15 protein-coding genes are annotated in these 14,532 nt (G+C 72.1%); 7 read left to right on the top strand and 8 right to left on the bottom strand.

Annotated elements, in window-relative coordinates; translation table 11 throughout:
* The first annotated feature begins 3 nt into the window (after positions 1 to 3).
* Complete coding sequence (locus G515_RS0106615) at positions 4 to 393, top strand: DUF4307 domain-containing protein (RefSeq protein ID WP_028659525.1); 390 nt, start codon at positions 4 to 6, stop codon at positions 391 to 393.
* Positions 394 to 481: 88 nt separating this feature from the next.
* Here the strand turns inward: G515_RS0106615 and greA are convergent, their stop codons facing one another.
* The 4 genes from greA to G515_RS0106595 all read right to left on the bottom strand — a co-directional run bounded on the left by greA (position 482) and on the right by G515_RS0106595 (position 5,204).
* Positions 482 to 988 (bottom strand): transcription elongation factor GreA, encoded by a 507-nt coding sequence (gene greA, locus G515_RS0106610; RefSeq protein ID WP_028659524.1) that lies wholly within the window; start codon positions 986 to 988, stop codon positions 482 to 484.
* Positions 989 to 1,197: 209 nt separating this feature from the next.
* Positions 1,198 to 2,439 (bottom strand): threonine ammonia-lyase, encoded by a 1,242-nt coding sequence (gene ilvA / locus G515_RS0106605; RefSeq protein ID WP_028659523.1) that lies wholly within the window; start codon positions 2,437 to 2,439, stop codon positions 1,198 to 1,200.
* Positions 2,432 to 3,925 (bottom strand): AI-2E family transporter, encoded by a 1,494-nt coding sequence (locus G515_RS19890; protein ID WP_245565262.1) that lies wholly within the window; start codon positions 3,923 to 3,925, stop codon positions 2,432 to 2,434. Before G515_RS19890 ends, ilvA begins: the two co-directional genes overlap by 8 nt.
* 109 nt (positions 3,926 to 4,034) lie before the next feature.
* The gene (locus G515_RS0106595) at positions 4,035 to 5,204 is read right to left on the bottom strand and encodes a cystathionine gamma-synthase (RefSeq protein WP_051217944.1); all 1,170 of its coding nucleotides are present in this window, start codon (positions 5,202 to 5,204) and stop codon (positions 4,035 to 4,037) included.
* 102 nt (positions 5,205 to 5,306) lie between these two features.
* On the opposite strand from G515_RS0106595, the gene msrA reads away from it, so the two are divergent.
* Both msrA and G515_RS0106585 read left to right on the top strand, forming a co-directional pair.
* Positions 5,307 to 5,951 carry a peptide-methionine (S)-S-oxide reductase MsrA gene (gene msrA, locus G515_RS0106590; RefSeq protein ID WP_028659521.1) on the top strand — a complete coding sequence of 215 codons (645 nt, stop codon included), beginning with the start codon at positions 5,307 to 5,309 and terminating at the stop codon, positions 5,949 to 5,951.
* A 102-nt stretch (positions 5,952 to 6,053) separates the two neighbouring features.
* Positions 6,054 to 7,415 carry an ABC1 kinase family protein gene (locus G515_RS0106585; RefSeq protein ID WP_245565261.1) on the top strand — a complete coding sequence of 454 codons (1,362 nt, stop codon included), beginning with the start codon at positions 6,054 to 6,056 and terminating at the stop codon, positions 7,413 to 7,415.
* Between the two features lie 90 nt (positions 7,416 to 7,505).
* On the opposite strand, the gene G515_RS0106580 is transcribed toward G515_RS0106585, so the two are convergent.
* Positions 7,506 to 8,498 carry an ABC transporter substrate-binding protein gene (locus G515_RS0106580; RefSeq protein ID WP_028659519.1) on the bottom strand — a complete coding sequence of 331 codons (993 nt, stop codon included), beginning with the start codon at positions 8,496 to 8,498 and terminating at the stop codon, positions 7,506 to 7,508.
* Positions 8,499 to 8,621: 123 nt separating this feature from the next.
* Here G515_RS0106580 and G515_RS0106575 point away from each other — a divergent pair, with 123 nt between their 5' ends.
* Genes G515_RS0106575 through G515_RS19885 form a run of 3 tightly spaced genes read left to right on the top strand, consistent with a single transcriptional unit; the run spans position 8,622 to position 11,591 of the window.
* Complete coding sequence (locus tag G515_RS0106575) at positions 8,622 to 9,698, top strand: FecCD family ABC transporter permease (protein ID WP_028659518.1); 1,077 nt, start codon at positions 8,622 to 8,624, stop codon at positions 9,696 to 9,698.
* A complete protein-coding gene (locus tag G515_RS0106570; RefSeq protein WP_084653186.1) occupies positions 9,695 to 10,732 on the top strand; it encodes a FecCD family ABC transporter permease in 1,038 nt (345 codons plus the stop codon). The genes G515_RS0106575 and G515_RS0106570 overlap by 4 nt, the downstream gene beginning before the upstream one ends.
* Positions 10,733 to 10,757: 25 nt before the next feature.
* The gene (locus G515_RS19885) at positions 10,758 to 11,591 is read left to right on the top strand and encodes an ABC transporter ATP-binding protein (protein WP_084653185.1); all 834 of its coding nucleotides are present in this window, start codon (positions 10,758 to 10,760) and stop codon (positions 11,589 to 11,591) included.
* A 94-nt stretch (positions 11,592 to 11,685) separates the two neighbouring features.
* Here the strand turns inward: G515_RS19885 and G515_RS0106560 are convergent, their stop codons facing one another.
* Both G515_RS0106560 and G515_RS0106555 read right to left on the bottom strand, forming a co-directional pair.
* Positions 11,686 to 12,726, bottom strand: coding sequence for a GNAT family N-acetyltransferase (locus G515_RS0106560; protein ID WP_028659516.1), 1,041 nt, complete (start codon positions 12,724 to 12,726; stop codon positions 11,686 to 11,688).
* Positions 12,727 to 12,819: 93 nt separating this feature from the next.
* A complete protein-coding gene (locus G515_RS0106555) occupies positions 12,820 to 13,467 on the bottom strand; it encodes an IMPACT family protein (RefSeq protein ID WP_028659515.1) in 648 nt (215 codons plus the stop codon).
* Between the two features lie 76 nt (positions 13,468 to 13,543).
* On the opposite strand from G515_RS0106555, the gene G515_RS23275 reads away from it, so the two are divergent.
* Complete coding sequence (locus G515_RS23275; RefSeq protein ID WP_157571027.1) at positions 13,544 to 13,714, top strand: hypothetical protein; 171 nt, start codon at positions 13,544 to 13,546, stop codon at positions 13,712 to 13,714.
* Between the two features lie 18 nt (positions 13,715 to 13,732).
* On the opposite strand, the gene G515_RS0106545 is transcribed toward G515_RS23275, so the two are convergent.
* Positions 13,733 to 14,506: a TSUP family transporter gene (locus tag G515_RS0106545; RefSeq protein WP_028659514.1), complete on the bottom strand. Its 774-nt coding sequence runs from the start codon at positions 14,504 to 14,506 to the stop codon at positions 13,733 to 13,735.
* Between the last annotated feature and the right edge of the window lie 26 nt (positions 14,507 to 14,532).

The following is a 14,532-nucleotide window of genomic DNA, read 5'->3' as shown; positions in this document are numbered from 1 at the left end:
GGGGTGACGAAGCCGGACCCCGACCCGCACCTCGCCGATCGATACGGCGCTCCCAATCCCGTGATCCGCCGTGTCCTCCAGGTGGGCGTCGGAGTGTTGGTCCTCGCCTTCGCGGCCTGGGTGGTGTGGGTGGTGCTCCTGCACGGCGACCCCGAGGTCGACGCCGGCATCGAGGGCTTCGAGATCGTCGACCCGCACACCGCCACCGCAGTGGTCGACGTACGCCTCTCCGAGGACACCGAGGCCACCTGCGTGCTCCGGGCCTCGGCGGAGGACAAGGTCACCGTCGGTGAGCGCACCTTCACGCCGACCGACGGCAAGAACGAGGTGACCGTGCGCACCGAGCGCACCGCCACCACGGTCGATCTGGTCGGCTGCACCGTCGAGGAGTGAGCCGGCGCTCCTCCCCGACTCGGACACACGTCGACGCCGGCACCCCAGCGGGGCGCCGGCGTCGAGGATGAGGGCGGCGAGGTGGCGCTCAGCCCTGGAACAGCTCGACCTTGAGCACCTCGACGGCGAGGGAGCGGCCGTTGGGGCCCTCGTAGGAGACGGTGTCGCCCGCGCTCGCGCCGAGCAGCGCGGCGCCGATCGGCGAGGCGGCCGAGGAGATCTCGAGACCACCGGAGAAGTCCTTCATCTCCAGCGAGGCGATCAGGCGGGTCTCGGCCTCGTCGTCGTCATCGCCCTCGAACTTGAAGGTGACGACCTTGCCCGGGCCGACGATGCCGTCGTCGACCGGCGCGGAGGTGTCGGCCTTGCGGAGCAGCGCCTCGAGCTGGGTGATCTCGCCCTCGAGGCGACCCTGCAACTCTCGAGCCGCGTGGTAGCCGCCGTTCTCCTTGAGGTCACCCTCGTCGCGGGCCGCGCTGATCTCGTCGACGATCTTCTGTCGCTGCGGACCCTTCATGTCCTCCAACTCGGCGGACAGCTTGTCGAAGGCGGACTGCGCGAGCCAGACGGCAGCCTGGTCGGTCGACTGGGTCATGGGAAGGAACTCCTCCTGGGCTGGATGCAGAGCATCGCCAGGCCCCCGGCTCGTGGCCGGATGTGCCAGGCGATGGGTGGAAGCGTGTACGCCAGTAGCGAATCGGTCGGCGGGCACGTCCCCACGACGGCCCTGCGGACTGTCAGATCCTCAACTGTAACAAAGCGGCCCTGAACGGGCGCGGTTTTCGACCGTCCGCTGGGATCCGACTACTCGGTCCGCACCACGTCGTAGCCCTGCTGGTCGAGCTTGCGCACCAGCCCCTCGGCGTGCGCCTCACCCCGGGTCTCCAACTGCAGGCGGACGTCGACCGCGTCGATCGGCAGCGTCGGGGAGGTGCGGGCGTGCACCACCTCGAGCACGCTGGCGCCTGCCTCCCCGATCTGGCCGAGCAGCCGCGCCAGGCTGCCCGCCGCATCGGAGATGGTCACCTGCAAGGTGACGTACCGGCCGCCCGCGGCGAGCCCGTGCCGAATCACCTTCCCCAGCAGGAGCGGGTCGATGTTGCCGCCGGAGAGCACCGTGACCACCGGGCCCTCGAACTGCCCCGGCGCCTGCATCAGGGCGGCGACCCCGGCCGCCCCGGCGGGTTCGACCACCAGCTTGGCCCGCTCGACCAGGGCGAGCAGGGCGCGGGAGAGGGCCTCCTCGTCCACGGTGAGGATCTCGTCGACATAGCGGCGTACGGCGGCGAAGGGCACCTCTCCGGGTCGGCCGACCTTGATCCCGTCGGCCATCGTCGCCATCTGCTCCAGCGCGACGGGGCGCCCCTCGGCGAGGGATCGGGGATACGCCGCCGCGCCCGCCGCCTGGACGCCCACCACCCGGATGCTCGGATCGATGCTCTTCACCGCGATCGCGATGCCCGCCAGCAGGCCTCCCCCGCCCAAGGGGACCAGCACCGTACGGACCTCGGGCACCTGCTCGAGCAGCTCGAGGCCGACCGTGCCCTGGCCCGCGACGATGTCGCGATGGTCGAACGGGTGGATCAGCACCGCGCCCGACTCCTCGGCGTACGCCTGGGCCGCGGTGAGGGCCTCGTCGACCGAGCCGCCGTGGAACACCACCTCGGCGCCGTAGCCGCGGGTGGCGTTCTCCTTCGGGATCGGCGCGCCCTTGGGCATGTAGACCCGGGCCCGGATGCCGAGCTCGCGGGCCGCCAGCGCCACGCCTTGCGCGTGGTTGCCCGCGCTGGCCGCGACCACGCCCCCGGCACGCTGCTCCTCGCTGAGCCGACTCATCCGCAGGTACGCGCCCCGGGGCTTGAACGAGCCGGTCCGCTGGAGGTTCTCGCACTTCAGGTTCACCGGGCACCCCGTCACCTCGGTGAGCCAGCGGGAGCTCTGCACCGGCGTCAACGCCGTGAACCCGCGCAGCACCTCGCGGGCCGCACGGATGTCGGCCAGCCCGACGTCGGCGGTCGGGTCGGGGGCGGAGGTCGTCTCACTCATGGGGGTCCCCTTCGCGCGGGTCATCACGGACTCCAGAAGATCCCGGAGCTCCCGGGGCACGGGGGCCGCCGGGCCCGCCCGCCCCTGCTGGCTCCGGTACGGCGCGCTCGACGGACTCGGCCTGCGCGGAGAGGTGGGTGACCACGGCGTTCAGGGCGGCGACGGTGGGCACGGCCACCAGTGCGCCGGCGATGCCCGCGATCATGCTGCCCGCGGCGATGGCCAAGATGATGGCCAGCGGGTGCACCGAGACCCACCTGCCCATCAGGAACGGCTGCAGGCCGTGGGACTCCACGAACTGCACGCCGAGGACGCCGGCCAGCATGAGCACCGCCACCAGCAGGCCCTGGTCGACCAGAGCAACCAGGACGGCGACGGCCCCGGCCACCGTGGCGCCGACCATCGGCACGAACGCGCCGAGGAAGACGAGCACCCCGATCGCGGCCACGAAGGGCACCTGGAGGACGGCAGCGACGAGCATGATGCCGACCGAGTCGACCAGCGCCACCACGATGGTCGCCCGGACGTACTGGGTCAGCGAGAGCCAGGCGACCTGACCGGAGCTGTCCATCCGCGGGCGTGCGGCGCGCGGGGCGAGCCGCACCAGCCAGGCCCAGATCCGGGCACCGTCGGCGAGGAAGAAGTAGACCGCGAAGATGGTGATGAACAGCCCGGCGACCACGTGGGTCAGCGCGGTGCCCACCTCGGTCACCTGGCCGACGATGTCACCCTGCGCGCTCCACTCCCGGATGGCTCCCTGGATGTCCTCCAGATAGCCGTTGATCTGCGACTCCGAGGCCTGCAGCGGGCCGTTCTTCAGCCACTCCCGGATCTGGCCGAGCCCCTGGACGGTGGAGTCGGCCAGATCCTGGCTGCCGTTCGCGACCTGCGAGCCGGCGAAGACCAGCAGCGCGACCACCAGCGCCAGCCCACCGATGACCACCAGGAGCGAGGAGATCGCTCGGGGCAGCCCGATCCGCTGCAGCAGCTGCACCACCGGCGTCCCGAGCGCCGAGATCAGCACCGCCAGGACCACCGGGACGACCACCAGGCTGAGGTAGCCGACCGCGTAGGCCAGCACCAGACCCGCCGCCGCGATGACCAGGAAACGCCACGCCCACTGGGCGGCCAGGTCCACCCCCCAGGGCAGCTCCGCCCGGCGTACGGCGGTGGAGGGGGCGACCGGCGCGGCGAGCTGTTCCTGGCGCTCCTCACGGAGCTGGTTCCACTGCGCGAAGAGCCGCGAGGCGAAGCTCTCCATGTCCTCGGCGGTGGCGCCGCGGCGGCGCCGGATCCGCGGCAGGCGGCGGAGGGGCTCGTCGGCCTCATCGGGCTCGGCCCCAGGCACCACGTCCTCGCCCGGCTCGTCCTGGTCGAGGTGTTCGGGCTGCTCGGCCGGTACTTCCTGCTCAGGCGCGGGCGGCTCGGCCCGGGCCGACTCCTCCGGCTGCTGATCGGGACGGTCCGTGGGCTCTTCTGGACTCACCCGGACAGGCTAGTCGGGCGGTCGTGGGCGCCGCGGCAGGATGGCTGGTTCGGCCTCCGCCGCGCCAGCGGCAGCGGCGAGCGCGGCGCGATCCAGCCGGATCAGGGGCTCAGCCCAGTGCCTGCTCGAGATCGGCGATCAGGTCCTCGACGCTCTCCAGTCCCACGCTGAGCCGGACCAGGTCGTCGGGCACCTCCAGGTCGGTGCCGGCCACGCTCGCATGGGTCATCAGCCCGGGGTGCTCGACGAGGCTCTCGACGCCGCCCAGCGACTCGCCGAGGGTGAACACCCGGGCGCGCTCGCACACTCGCAGCGCGGCCTCGCGCCCCGCGGTGACCCGGAAGCTCACCATCCCGCCGAAGCGGCGCATCTGCCGGGCGGCGGTGGCGTGGCCCGGGTGGGTCTCCAGTCCCGGATAGATCACCTCTCCCACCGCCGGGTGGCTGGTCAGGAAGTCGGCGATCCGCTCCGCGTTGTCGCAGTGCCGCTCCATCCGGACAGCCAGGGTCTTGAGCCCTCGGTGGGTCAGGAAGGCGTCGAAGGGACCGGCGACGGCACCCATCGCGTTCTGGTGGAAGGCGATCCGCTCGGCCAGCTCGGCGTCCTTCACGACCAGGGCGCCGCCCACCACGTCGGAGTGGCCGCCGACGTACTTGGTCGTGGAGTGCACCACCACGTCCGCCCCGAGCTCCAGCGGCTGCTGCAGGTACGGCGAGGCGAAGGTGTTGTCGACGACCAGCAGTGCCCCAACTGCGTGGGCGATCTCGGCCAGCCCGGCGATGTCGGCGACGTTGAGCAGCGGATTGGTCGGTGTCTCCGCCCAGACCACCCGGGTCTGGCCTGGCCGGACCGCCTCGGCGACGGCGGCGACGTCGTGCACCGCGGCCGGGCTGTGCTCGACACCCCACACAGCGACCACCTTGTCGACGAGGCGGAACGTGCCGCCGTACGCGTCGTCGGGGATGACCAGGTGGTCACCGGGCTTCATGAGGCTCCGGATCAGGGTGTCCTCGGCGGCCAGGCCGCTGGCGAAGGCGAACCCGTGGGTGCCGCCCTCCACCGCCGCCAGGGCCCCCTCCAGCGCCGTCCGGGTGGGGTTGGCCGAGCGGCTGTACTCATAGCCGCCGCGCAGGCCGCCCACGCCGTCCTGCTTGTAGGTCGAGGTCGCGTAGATCGGCGGATTCACCGCCCCCGTGGTGGGGTCGGGGTCGTAGCCGGCGTGGATCGCGCGGGTCTCGAAGCCTGCGCCGTTCAGATGCTCCTGCTCCTGGCTGCTCACAGCACTACCGTAGGCCCCGAACCTGGGAACGGATCCGGGCCGGCCGCTGTTGGAGACTGGTAGCGGGGTCCTCCCGCCCGCCGCCACTTCCAGGAGGTTGTCGTGTTCCACCGCCGTCCCGTCGAACTCGTTCCCGACGAGCGCACCCTGCCCGGGCACACCGAGCGGTGGTTCCCGCTCGCCGAGCACCACCGGGTGCTCGACGCGCCCCTGGTGACCGACGAGGCACCGGAGGGCTACGAGGTCGCCTACTTCGGGCTGGGCTGCTTCTGGGGTGCCGAGGAGATGTTCTGGCAGACCCCGGGCGTGTGGTCCACCTCGGTCGGCTACCAGGGCGGCACCACCCCGCACCCGTCGTATGAGGAGGTGTGCAGCGGCCAGACCAACCACACCGAGGCCGTGCGCGTGGTGTTCGACCCGTCGACGGTGAGCTACGCCGACCTGGTCAAGCGGTTCTTCGAGGTGCACGACCCCACCCAGGGGATGCGTCAGGGCAACGACGTCGGCACCCAGTACCGCTCCGCCCTCTATTACACCTCTCCAGAGCAGGAGGCGGTCGCGCGCGACCTCACCGATCGGTACGCCGCCGAACTGGCCCGGCGCGGCCTCGGCGAGATCACCACCGAGATCCGGGAGGCTCCGACCTACTACTACGCCGAGCAGGACCATCAGCAGTACCTCGACCGGGTCCCGCACGGCTACCGCTGTCACGCCAACACCGGCGTCCCCTTCCCCACCGGGGCCTGAGCGCACGCGCCGGTCGAGGGCGCCGGTCGAGGGCCCCGATCGACACGATCGGGGTCCCCGGGGTCGGCGCCCGGGTTGGCGCGGTCAGCCACACTGGTGGACATGAGCGACGGCGGGATGGGTGAGCTACCCCGGCGAGCCGCGGCCCGCACCGCTCGACTGGCCTCGCTGCCGCTGACCTACGCCGGACGCCAGGCCCTCGGACTCGGCAAGCGGCTGGGCGGGCAGCCCGCCGAGCTGGTCGTCACCGAGATCCAGCAGCGCACCGCCGAGCAGCTCTTCCGCACCCTGGGCGAGCTCAAGGGTGGAGCGATGAAGTTCGGGCAGATGCTCTCGGTGCTCGAGGCCGCCATCCCGGAGCAGTACGCCGCGCCGTACCGCGCGCAGCTCACCCGGCTCCAGGACTCCGCTCCCCCGATGCCGACCCAGACCGTGCGCGACATCCTCACCGCCGATCTCGGACCGGACTGGCCCGAGCGGCTGATCCGTCTCGACGGTGCTCCCACCGCCGCGGCGTCCATCGGCCAGGTGCACCGCGGCCGCTGGGTGGACGCGCCCGGCGAGGAGCCGCGTGAGGTCGCCGTGAAGGTGCAGTACCCCCACGCCGGCGACGCCCTGGCCAGCGATCTCAAGCAGCTCTCCCGGGTGGCACGCACGATGGGGCCCCTCGTGCCGGGGATGGACGTCCGTGCGCTGGTGGACGAGTTGCGCACCAGGGTGATGGAGGAGCTCGACTACGACCTCGAGGCCGCCGCCCAGCGCGCCTTCGAGGTGGGTTTCCGGGACGACCCGGACATCGTGGTGCCCTCGGTCGTCGCCGTGGGCCCCACCACCTTGATCACGACCTGGATGGACAGCCCGGCCTCCCTGGCCCAGGTGATCGACCAGGGCACCCAGGAGGAGCGCGACCACTACGGCGCCCTGTTCGCCCGGTTCCTGTTCTCCGGTCCGGGCCGCACCGGCATGCTGCATGCCGACCCCCACCCGGGCAACTACCGGCTACTGCCGCACGAGGACGGCACCCCGGGACGCCTCGGTGTGCTCGACTACGGCGCGGTCGCCCGGCTCCCCGGGCACGCGTTCCCCTCGGCCATGGGCCGACTGATCCGGCTCGCGATCGAGGGCGACACCGCCGCCTTGGAGACCGGGCTGCGCGAGGAGGGCTTCGTCCGGGACAAGGTGCGGATCGACGCGGCCCAACTGCTGGAGTTCCTCCGCCCCTTCGTGGTGCCGGCCGAGGAGGAGACCTTCGTGTTCAGCCGCGGGTGGATGCGGCAGGAGTTCAACCGGATCAACGACCCCCGCTCCCCGGGCTACACCGCCGCCCTGCGACTCAACCTGCCGCCGTCCTACCTCCTGATCCACCGCACCTGGATCGCCGGTCTCGGGGTGCTGAGCCAGCTCGGCGCCGAGGTGCCGGTGCGCAGCATCATGGCGGACTGCCTCCCCGGTTTCGCGACCTGATCCCGCCTCCGTACGCCGGCCGAACCACTCCGGGGTTGTCCGGGGAGCTCGGCCGGCGCGGGGTGGCTCAGGCGGCGGTCACCGCAGCGGTCACTGACCGACGCCGGTGTCCTCGATCATGGGCACCAGCTGGTCGATGGCATACTCCTGGGCGGCGGGGGTGCCCTCGGCGAATGCCTGGGAGAGTGCGCCGTCGAGCAGGATCGAGCGGCCGTCCTTCACCGCGGGGATCGCCTTCCACTGCGGATCGTCGGTGATCTCGCTGGCCTCGATGAAGATCGGGGTGCCGAGCAGCAGGTCGGCGTCGAGCAGGTCCAGCTGCTCGTCAGACACGTCCGCGGAGAACCCACCGGAGTTGGGCTCCATCGCCGCCACCTTCGGGGAGAGCTCGAAGCCGAGCTCCTCCATGAAGTCGACCCGGCTGTTGCCCTCGGTGTACGCACCCCAACCCTCGCTGGTCCGGGAGGACACGGTGACGGTCTGATCGTCCCACTCGGGATGGGCGTCCGCGGCCTTCTCGAAGGCGGCGTCGGCGTCGGCCAGCAGCGCATCGCCCTCCGAGCTCTTGCCGAGCGCCTCGGAGATCATCTCGACCTGGTCATCCGAGTCGACGAGGTAGTTCTCGCCGTCCTCGGGTACGCCGATCGTCGGCGCGATCGAGGAGAGCCGGTCGTAGCGCTCCTGCTCCCCGGAGCTGCGGACGTCAAGGATCAGATCGGGCTCGAGGGCGGCGATCTGCTCGTAGCTGGGCTCCAGGGTCTCGATGATCTCGGGGGGCTCGGTGTAGCCCTGGGACCAGGGGCCCACTCCTTCGCCACCCCACCCGAGCCAGTCCGAGGCGCCGACCGGTTCGACACCCAGCTCGAGCGCGACCTCCGCGTCACCCCAGCCGAGTGCCACCACGCGCTTCGGCTCCTCCTCGACCGTCACCTCGCCGAACTTGGTCTCGACCTGCACCGGGAAGGCACCGCTGCCCCCGCCCGCTGTGGTGGCGCCGTCATCGTCGCTGTCACCATCCCCGCAGGCGCTCAGGACACTCAGGGCGAGGACGGATACGGGCAGGACGGCGACGAGCTTCTTCACGGGGAACGACCTTCTTCGATGCGGCGGATGCCGGTGATCTCGGGGAACATGCAAGGGAGGGCTCGACGACGACCGCCCGCCCCTGTGGATTAGGCTAGCCTAACCGTCTGATCGAGGAGAGTCGTGGCACCAACGACGTCAGCTCCGGCCTCCCGAGGCCGGCCCCCGGCCGCCGAGGGCGCGGCTGGCTCGCCCGGTGGTCGGCGTACCCGCCGACGGGTCGCTGCCGTCCTCGCCGTCCTGTTGCTGGCGGCGGTCGTGATCGCCAGCCTCGCCATCGGTTCGCGGCCGGTGCCCCCCTCCGACGTGTGGGCGGCCCTCACCGGGGGCGAGGTGTCGGGACCGGACCGGGCCGCAGTGGTCGACCTGCGACTCCCCCGCACCGTCGCCGGCCTGGTCGTCGGCGCCGCCCTCGGCGTGGCCGGGGCCGTGATCCAGGCCCTGACCCGCAACCCCCTCGCCGAGCCGGGCGTGCTCGGGGTGAACTCGGGGGCCGGCTTCGCGGTGGCGATCTCCGTGGCGTTCCTCGGGGTCACGGAGCCGTCCGGCTACGTGTGGTTCGCCCTGGTGGGCGCCTTCCTCACCACCTGCGCCGTGTTCGTCGTCGGCTCGCTGGGGGTCCGCAGTCCTCGCCCGGAGCAGCTGCTGCTGGCCGGGGTCGCCTTCAGCGCCGTCCTCGCCGGCATGATCTCCGCGATCCGCCTCTCCGATCCCGAGCGCTTCACCGCACTCCAGGCCTGGGAGGCCGGCTCCTTGCGGGACCGGGGCTGGGACGTGATCGTGCCGGCGCTCCCCTTCCTCGCGCTCGGTGTGCTGGTCGCCCTGCTCCTCGGGGGGTCGCTCAATGCACTCGCCCTCGGCGAGGACCGCGCCGCCTCCCTGGGTGCTTCGGTCGCCTGGACCCGAGGCGGCGCCATCCTCGTCATCACCCTGCTGGCCGGCGGCGCCACCGCCATCGCCGGCCCGATCGCCTTCGTGGGCCTGATGATCCCGCACGCCGCCCGCTGGCTCACCGGCCCCGACCAGCGCTGGATCATGACCCTCTCCTTCCTGCTGGCACCGATCCTCCTGCTGGTCTCCGACATCATCGGACGGGTGATCATGTGGCCCGGCGAGGTGCCGGTCGGGATCGTCACCGCGTTCCTGGGCGGCCCCGCCCTGATCTGGCTGGTGCGCCGACGGATGGTGAGCGCGCTGTGAGTACGCCGACCACCTCTCCCGCTCCCGCCCTGCCCCACCTGCCGCCGCGCGCCAACCGACGCCGCCGGGTGGTCGTACCCGTGGCGACCGGTGTCGCGCTGCTGGCCCTGGCCGTGCTCGCCCTCGGCCTGGGTGACTACCCGCTCACCCCGGTGGAGGTGGTCAGCGCCTTCAGCGGTCAGGACGGCTTCGCCTCCACCGTCGTCCTGGAGTGGCGGCTCCCCCGGGTGTTGGCCGCGCTCGCCTTCGGCGCGGCCCTCGGCGTCTCGGGGGCGCTGTTCCAGTCGCTGACCCAGAACCCGCTCGGTTCCCCGGACATCATCGGCTTCTCCAGCGGCTCCTTCACCGGCGTCCTGATCGGGATGACCCTGCTGCCCGCGCTCGCGGTCCCGCAGACGGTCTGGGCGCTGGCCGGGGGACTCCTCACCGCCCTCGTCGTCTACGCGCTCGCCTACCGCCGCGGAGTGCAGGGCCTGCGGCTGATCGTCACCGGCATCGCGGTCACCGCGATGCTCCAGGCCCTCAACGTCTGGATGTTGCTGCGCGCCCAGGAGGAGGTCGCGATGAGCGCCTCCGCCTGGGCGGCCGGGTCACTCAACCTGGTCGACTGGGACCAACTTCTGCCCTCGCTGATCCTCCTCGTCGTTGCCGGCGCGGCGGTTCGGCTGGTCGTCTCCCCGCTCCGGCAGCTCGAACTGGGCGACGACGCCGCGGCGGGCCACGGCCTCCGGCTCGAGCCCGCCCGGCTCGGGGTGCTCGTCCTCGGGGTGGCCCTGACCGCGCTCCCCACCGCGGTGGCCGGGCCGATCGCCTTCGTCTCGCTGGCCTCGCCGCACCTGGCCAAGCGCCTGGTCGGCGGTGCCGGGCTGCCACTGGTGCAGTCTGCCCTGATGGGGGCTCTGGTGCTGCTCAGCGCCGACCTGATCGCCCAGCACGCACTGCCCACCGCACTTCCCGTCGGCATCGTCACCGTGGTGCTGGGCGGCAGCTATCTGGTGGTCCTGCTGCTGCGGGGAGCAGGACAGCGCCGATGACCCCTTCCGAGATTCAGGAGACCCAGTGACAGCGCCCGACCGCGGCCCCGAGCCGGGGCACGACCATCCCGGCCTGGCCGCCCGCCGAGCGACCCTGGGCTACGACCGCCGGGTGATCAGCCGCGACCTCGACGTGGAGGTGCCCGACGGCTCCTTCACCGTGATCATCGGCCCCAATGGCTGCGGCAAGTCCACCCTGTTGCGCGCCTTCTCCCGACTGCTCTCCCCCAGCACCGGGCAGATCGTGCTGGAGGGTCGCTCCATCCACGAGTTCCGGGCCAAGGACGCCGCCCGCCGCATCGGCCTGCTGCCGCAGTCCTCCAGCGCGCCGGACGGCATCACGGTGCGGGAACTGGTCGAGCGGGGCCGCTACCCGTACCAGACCCTGCTGCGGCAGAACCGTCAGCGCGATGAGGAGGCCGTCCTCCGCGCCATGGCCGCCACCGCGGTCACGCAGTACGCCGAGCGGCCGGTCGACGAACTCTCCGGCGGCCAGCGCCAGCGGGTGTGGGTCGCGATGGCGCTGGCGCAGGAGACACCGACGCTGCTGCTCGACGAGCCGACGACCTACCTCGACATCGCACACCAGATCGAGCTGCTCGACCTCTTCGCCCGGCTCCACCGCGAGGGACGCACCATGGTGGCGGTGCTGCACGACCTGAACCACGCCGCCCGGTTCGCCACGCACCTGATCGTCATGAAGGACGGCGCCGTGGTGGCCGAGGGCCCGCCGGCCGAGGTGATGACCGCCGCGATGGTGGACGAGGTGTTCGGGCTCGCGGCCATCGTCATCGACGACCCGCTCACCCACACCCCGCTCGTCGTCCCACACAGTCACGCGCACGGCACGCTGGACTGAGCGGACCCGGTGGGTCGACCGACAGAGCCGGCCGGGTTGGCCGAGGTCGCGTCCTCTCGCCGGGTATCAGATGCGCTCGGCCTGATCGAGCGGCTCAGAGGGTGACGTCGCGGTGCCAGCTCTCGGTGGCGTAGTCGGTCACCCAGCCCAGCGAGGTGTAGAGGCCGTCGGCACCGGTCGGGCTGTCGGCGTCGACCTCCAGACCCACCCGGTTGCGGCCGCGCTCGGCCGCGTCGGCGATCACGGCGAACAGCAGCGCCTTCGCGACCCCGCGACCGCGGGCGCGACGGTGGACGCCGATGTACTCGACGAAGCTGCCCTCGACCCCGTCCTGATCGGGCGGCAGCACCGAGGCGACCAGGGCCCCGGCCGGGAGCGGCTCGGCGGTGGGGTCCTCGGGGTCGTCGACATAGGCCAGCCACCAGTGGTCCCAGCGATGCCCGGGGTCCTCGCGCAGCCGCTGGACGAACTCGGCGAAGCTCTCCCGGTAGGAGTTGAAGTGGTCCTGGAAGGACTCCTCCAGCATCACGTGCACGGTCTGCAGGTCGGTCGCCACCGGCATGCCGTTGTCGTGCGTGGCCACCTGTCGGATGGTCACGCCCGCCCGGGGCTGCGGCAGGACCTCGGGCTTGGCCTCCTCCGGCGTCACCGGACGGGTCATCTGGAGCCAGGTACGGACCCGCCGGAAACCGGCGTCGGCAAGCCAGGCCTGCTGCACCGAGTCGTCGGCGAAGGGGCTGGCGTCCAACTGGGTGCCGTCCAGGCCGCGGAAGCCGGCGAACAGCCGGCCCTGCTCGGCGACCCACGCGTAGAGCCCGGCCGCCACGGCCGCGCGCTCGGGCGTCGCGCGGTCGACGTACAGGTAGATCAGCACGCGTCCCGCCGCCCGATCGTGGGCGCTGACCCAGGCGCGGATCTCACCGTCGGGGTCGATCGCGACCAACTGACGACGGGTCCACGACTTCAGCCCGGCGATCTCGGCCTCGACCCCCGCCTCGGCGATCGAGCCAGACCCGGTGAAGGGCTGCTTGTCGCCGCCCCGGAGTTCCAGGAGCCGTGGCAGATCGTCCAGTTCCGGTGCCCGAGCGGTCCAGCCGTCGGGGAGGCTGACAGGAGTCTGCGTGTCGTCATTCACCCGGTCAGTCTTGCAAAGTCGACCGCCGCAGGTCCGACACGCCGTGTCAGACGCCTGCTGGGTTCGGCGTGTCGCAGGTTCTCTCCTGCCCAGCTACCGGTCGACCCAGCGATCCTCGCCGGCCACCAAGCTCGCGGACCCCGCCGACAGCTCGGCGACCAGTGCGGCCAATCGCGTCTCCTCCTCGGGCGGAGCACCGATGCGGAGTACGACGTCCGCCGCGTACTCGGTGCCCAGGACCACCACCCCCGCGGTGCGCAGATCGGTCTCGAGTCGGCCGGCGGTGTCGTGGGCCGTGATAAGGGTGTAGTCGCGGACCAGCTCCCGAGGCAGTGTGCCGACCGACTCCAGGGCGGTCCGGACGGCCTCGGAGTAGGCCCGCACCAGGCCGCCCGCCCCGAGTTTGGTGCCGCCGAACCAGCGGGTCACGACCGCGACCACGTCGGAGACGCCGCGCAGTCCCGGCTCTGGCCCGGGGTGGCCACGGAGCACCTCGAGCATCGGCGCGCCCGCGGTGCCGGCCGGTTCACCGTCGTCGCTGGACCTCTCGACCGGCCCGGGAGGCGGGCCGAGGACGAACGCCGAGCAGTGGTGCCGGGCATCCCAGTGCTCCTTGCGCAGGCGCTCGACCAGCGCTCGGGCCTGGTACTCCTCCGCCACCCGCTCCAGGGTGCACCGGAACCTGGACCGCTTGACCTCGATCTCGACCTCACCGTCGCGGGCGATGGTCAGGTACCTCATCCCAGCCCTCCCATCGTTCGTCCCGGATTTGCCAGGCGGTCGCCGTCACGACGCCCTCGGCGCCCACCGTGGAGACATGACAGGCACCACGATGTCCTACCCCGAGGACCGCACGCGCACCCACCGACTGGTGAGCATCCTGGTCCCGATCGCCCTGCTCGCCTCCGCCCCGCTCGCGGTGGCCTCTGCCGCCGTCCGCCCGGACCCCGGTCCGGCTCCGGTGACGTCCCCACCTTCCGAGCGCTGAACCCCTCCTCCGGCGGACTCACCAGACTCCCAGGACGCTCCCGCCGATCCGCACGACGAATGCACCCACGACCACGATGAAGAAGACCCGCACGAAGGCGGTGCCCCGGGCCACCGCCGTGCGCGCGCCGAGCCACCCGCCGATCAGGTTGAACGCTGCCATGATCAGCCCGATCCGCCACAGCACCGCGCCCTGGGGGATGAACACGCACAGCGCGGCCAGGTTCGTGGCCAGGTTCGCCAGCCGGGCCTTCGCCGAGGCCTGGAGGAAGCTGTACCCGAGCAGACCCACCAGCCAGATCACGAAGAAGCTGCCGGTGCCCGGGCCGAGGGCGCCGTCGTAGAAGCCCACCACCAGCCCCAGCCCGATCGCCGCGGCCAGGTGGTGGCGCCCGGCGAAGCGCAGTTCGGTGACCTCCCCCAGCGAGGGCCGGAAGATCACCCACGAGCCCACCAGCACCAGCGCGACGAGCACGATCGGTTCGAACGCGCTGGCCGGGAGGTGCGAGGCGACCAGCGCTCCCCCGGCCGATCCGAGGAAGGCCGCGACCATGAGCGGCACGAACGTCTTCGGGTCGGGTCTCACCCGACGGACGTACGTCGCCGAGGCGACCGCCGTACCGAAGACCGAGGACAGCTTGTTGGTCGCCAGGATCTGCACCGGCGCCGCGCCCGGCAGCCCCAGCAGCAGCGCCGGCAGCTGGATCAGCCCGCCCCCGCCCACCACCGCGTCGACGTACCCCGCCGAGAGCGCGGCCAGCGCGAGCAGCAGGACGACGGTCGGTTCGGGCACTCGAGAACCCTACGGCGGCCCTACCT

The organism is Nocardioides insulae DSM 17944 (genome assembly GCF_000422825.1).
GTDB lineage: Bacteria > Actinomycetota > Actinomycetes > Propionibacteriales > Nocardioidaceae > Nocardioides > Nocardioides insulae.
The sequence above is the reverse complement of the archived record's forward strand: the minus strand, read 5'-3'. Positions and strand labels throughout refer to the sequence as shown.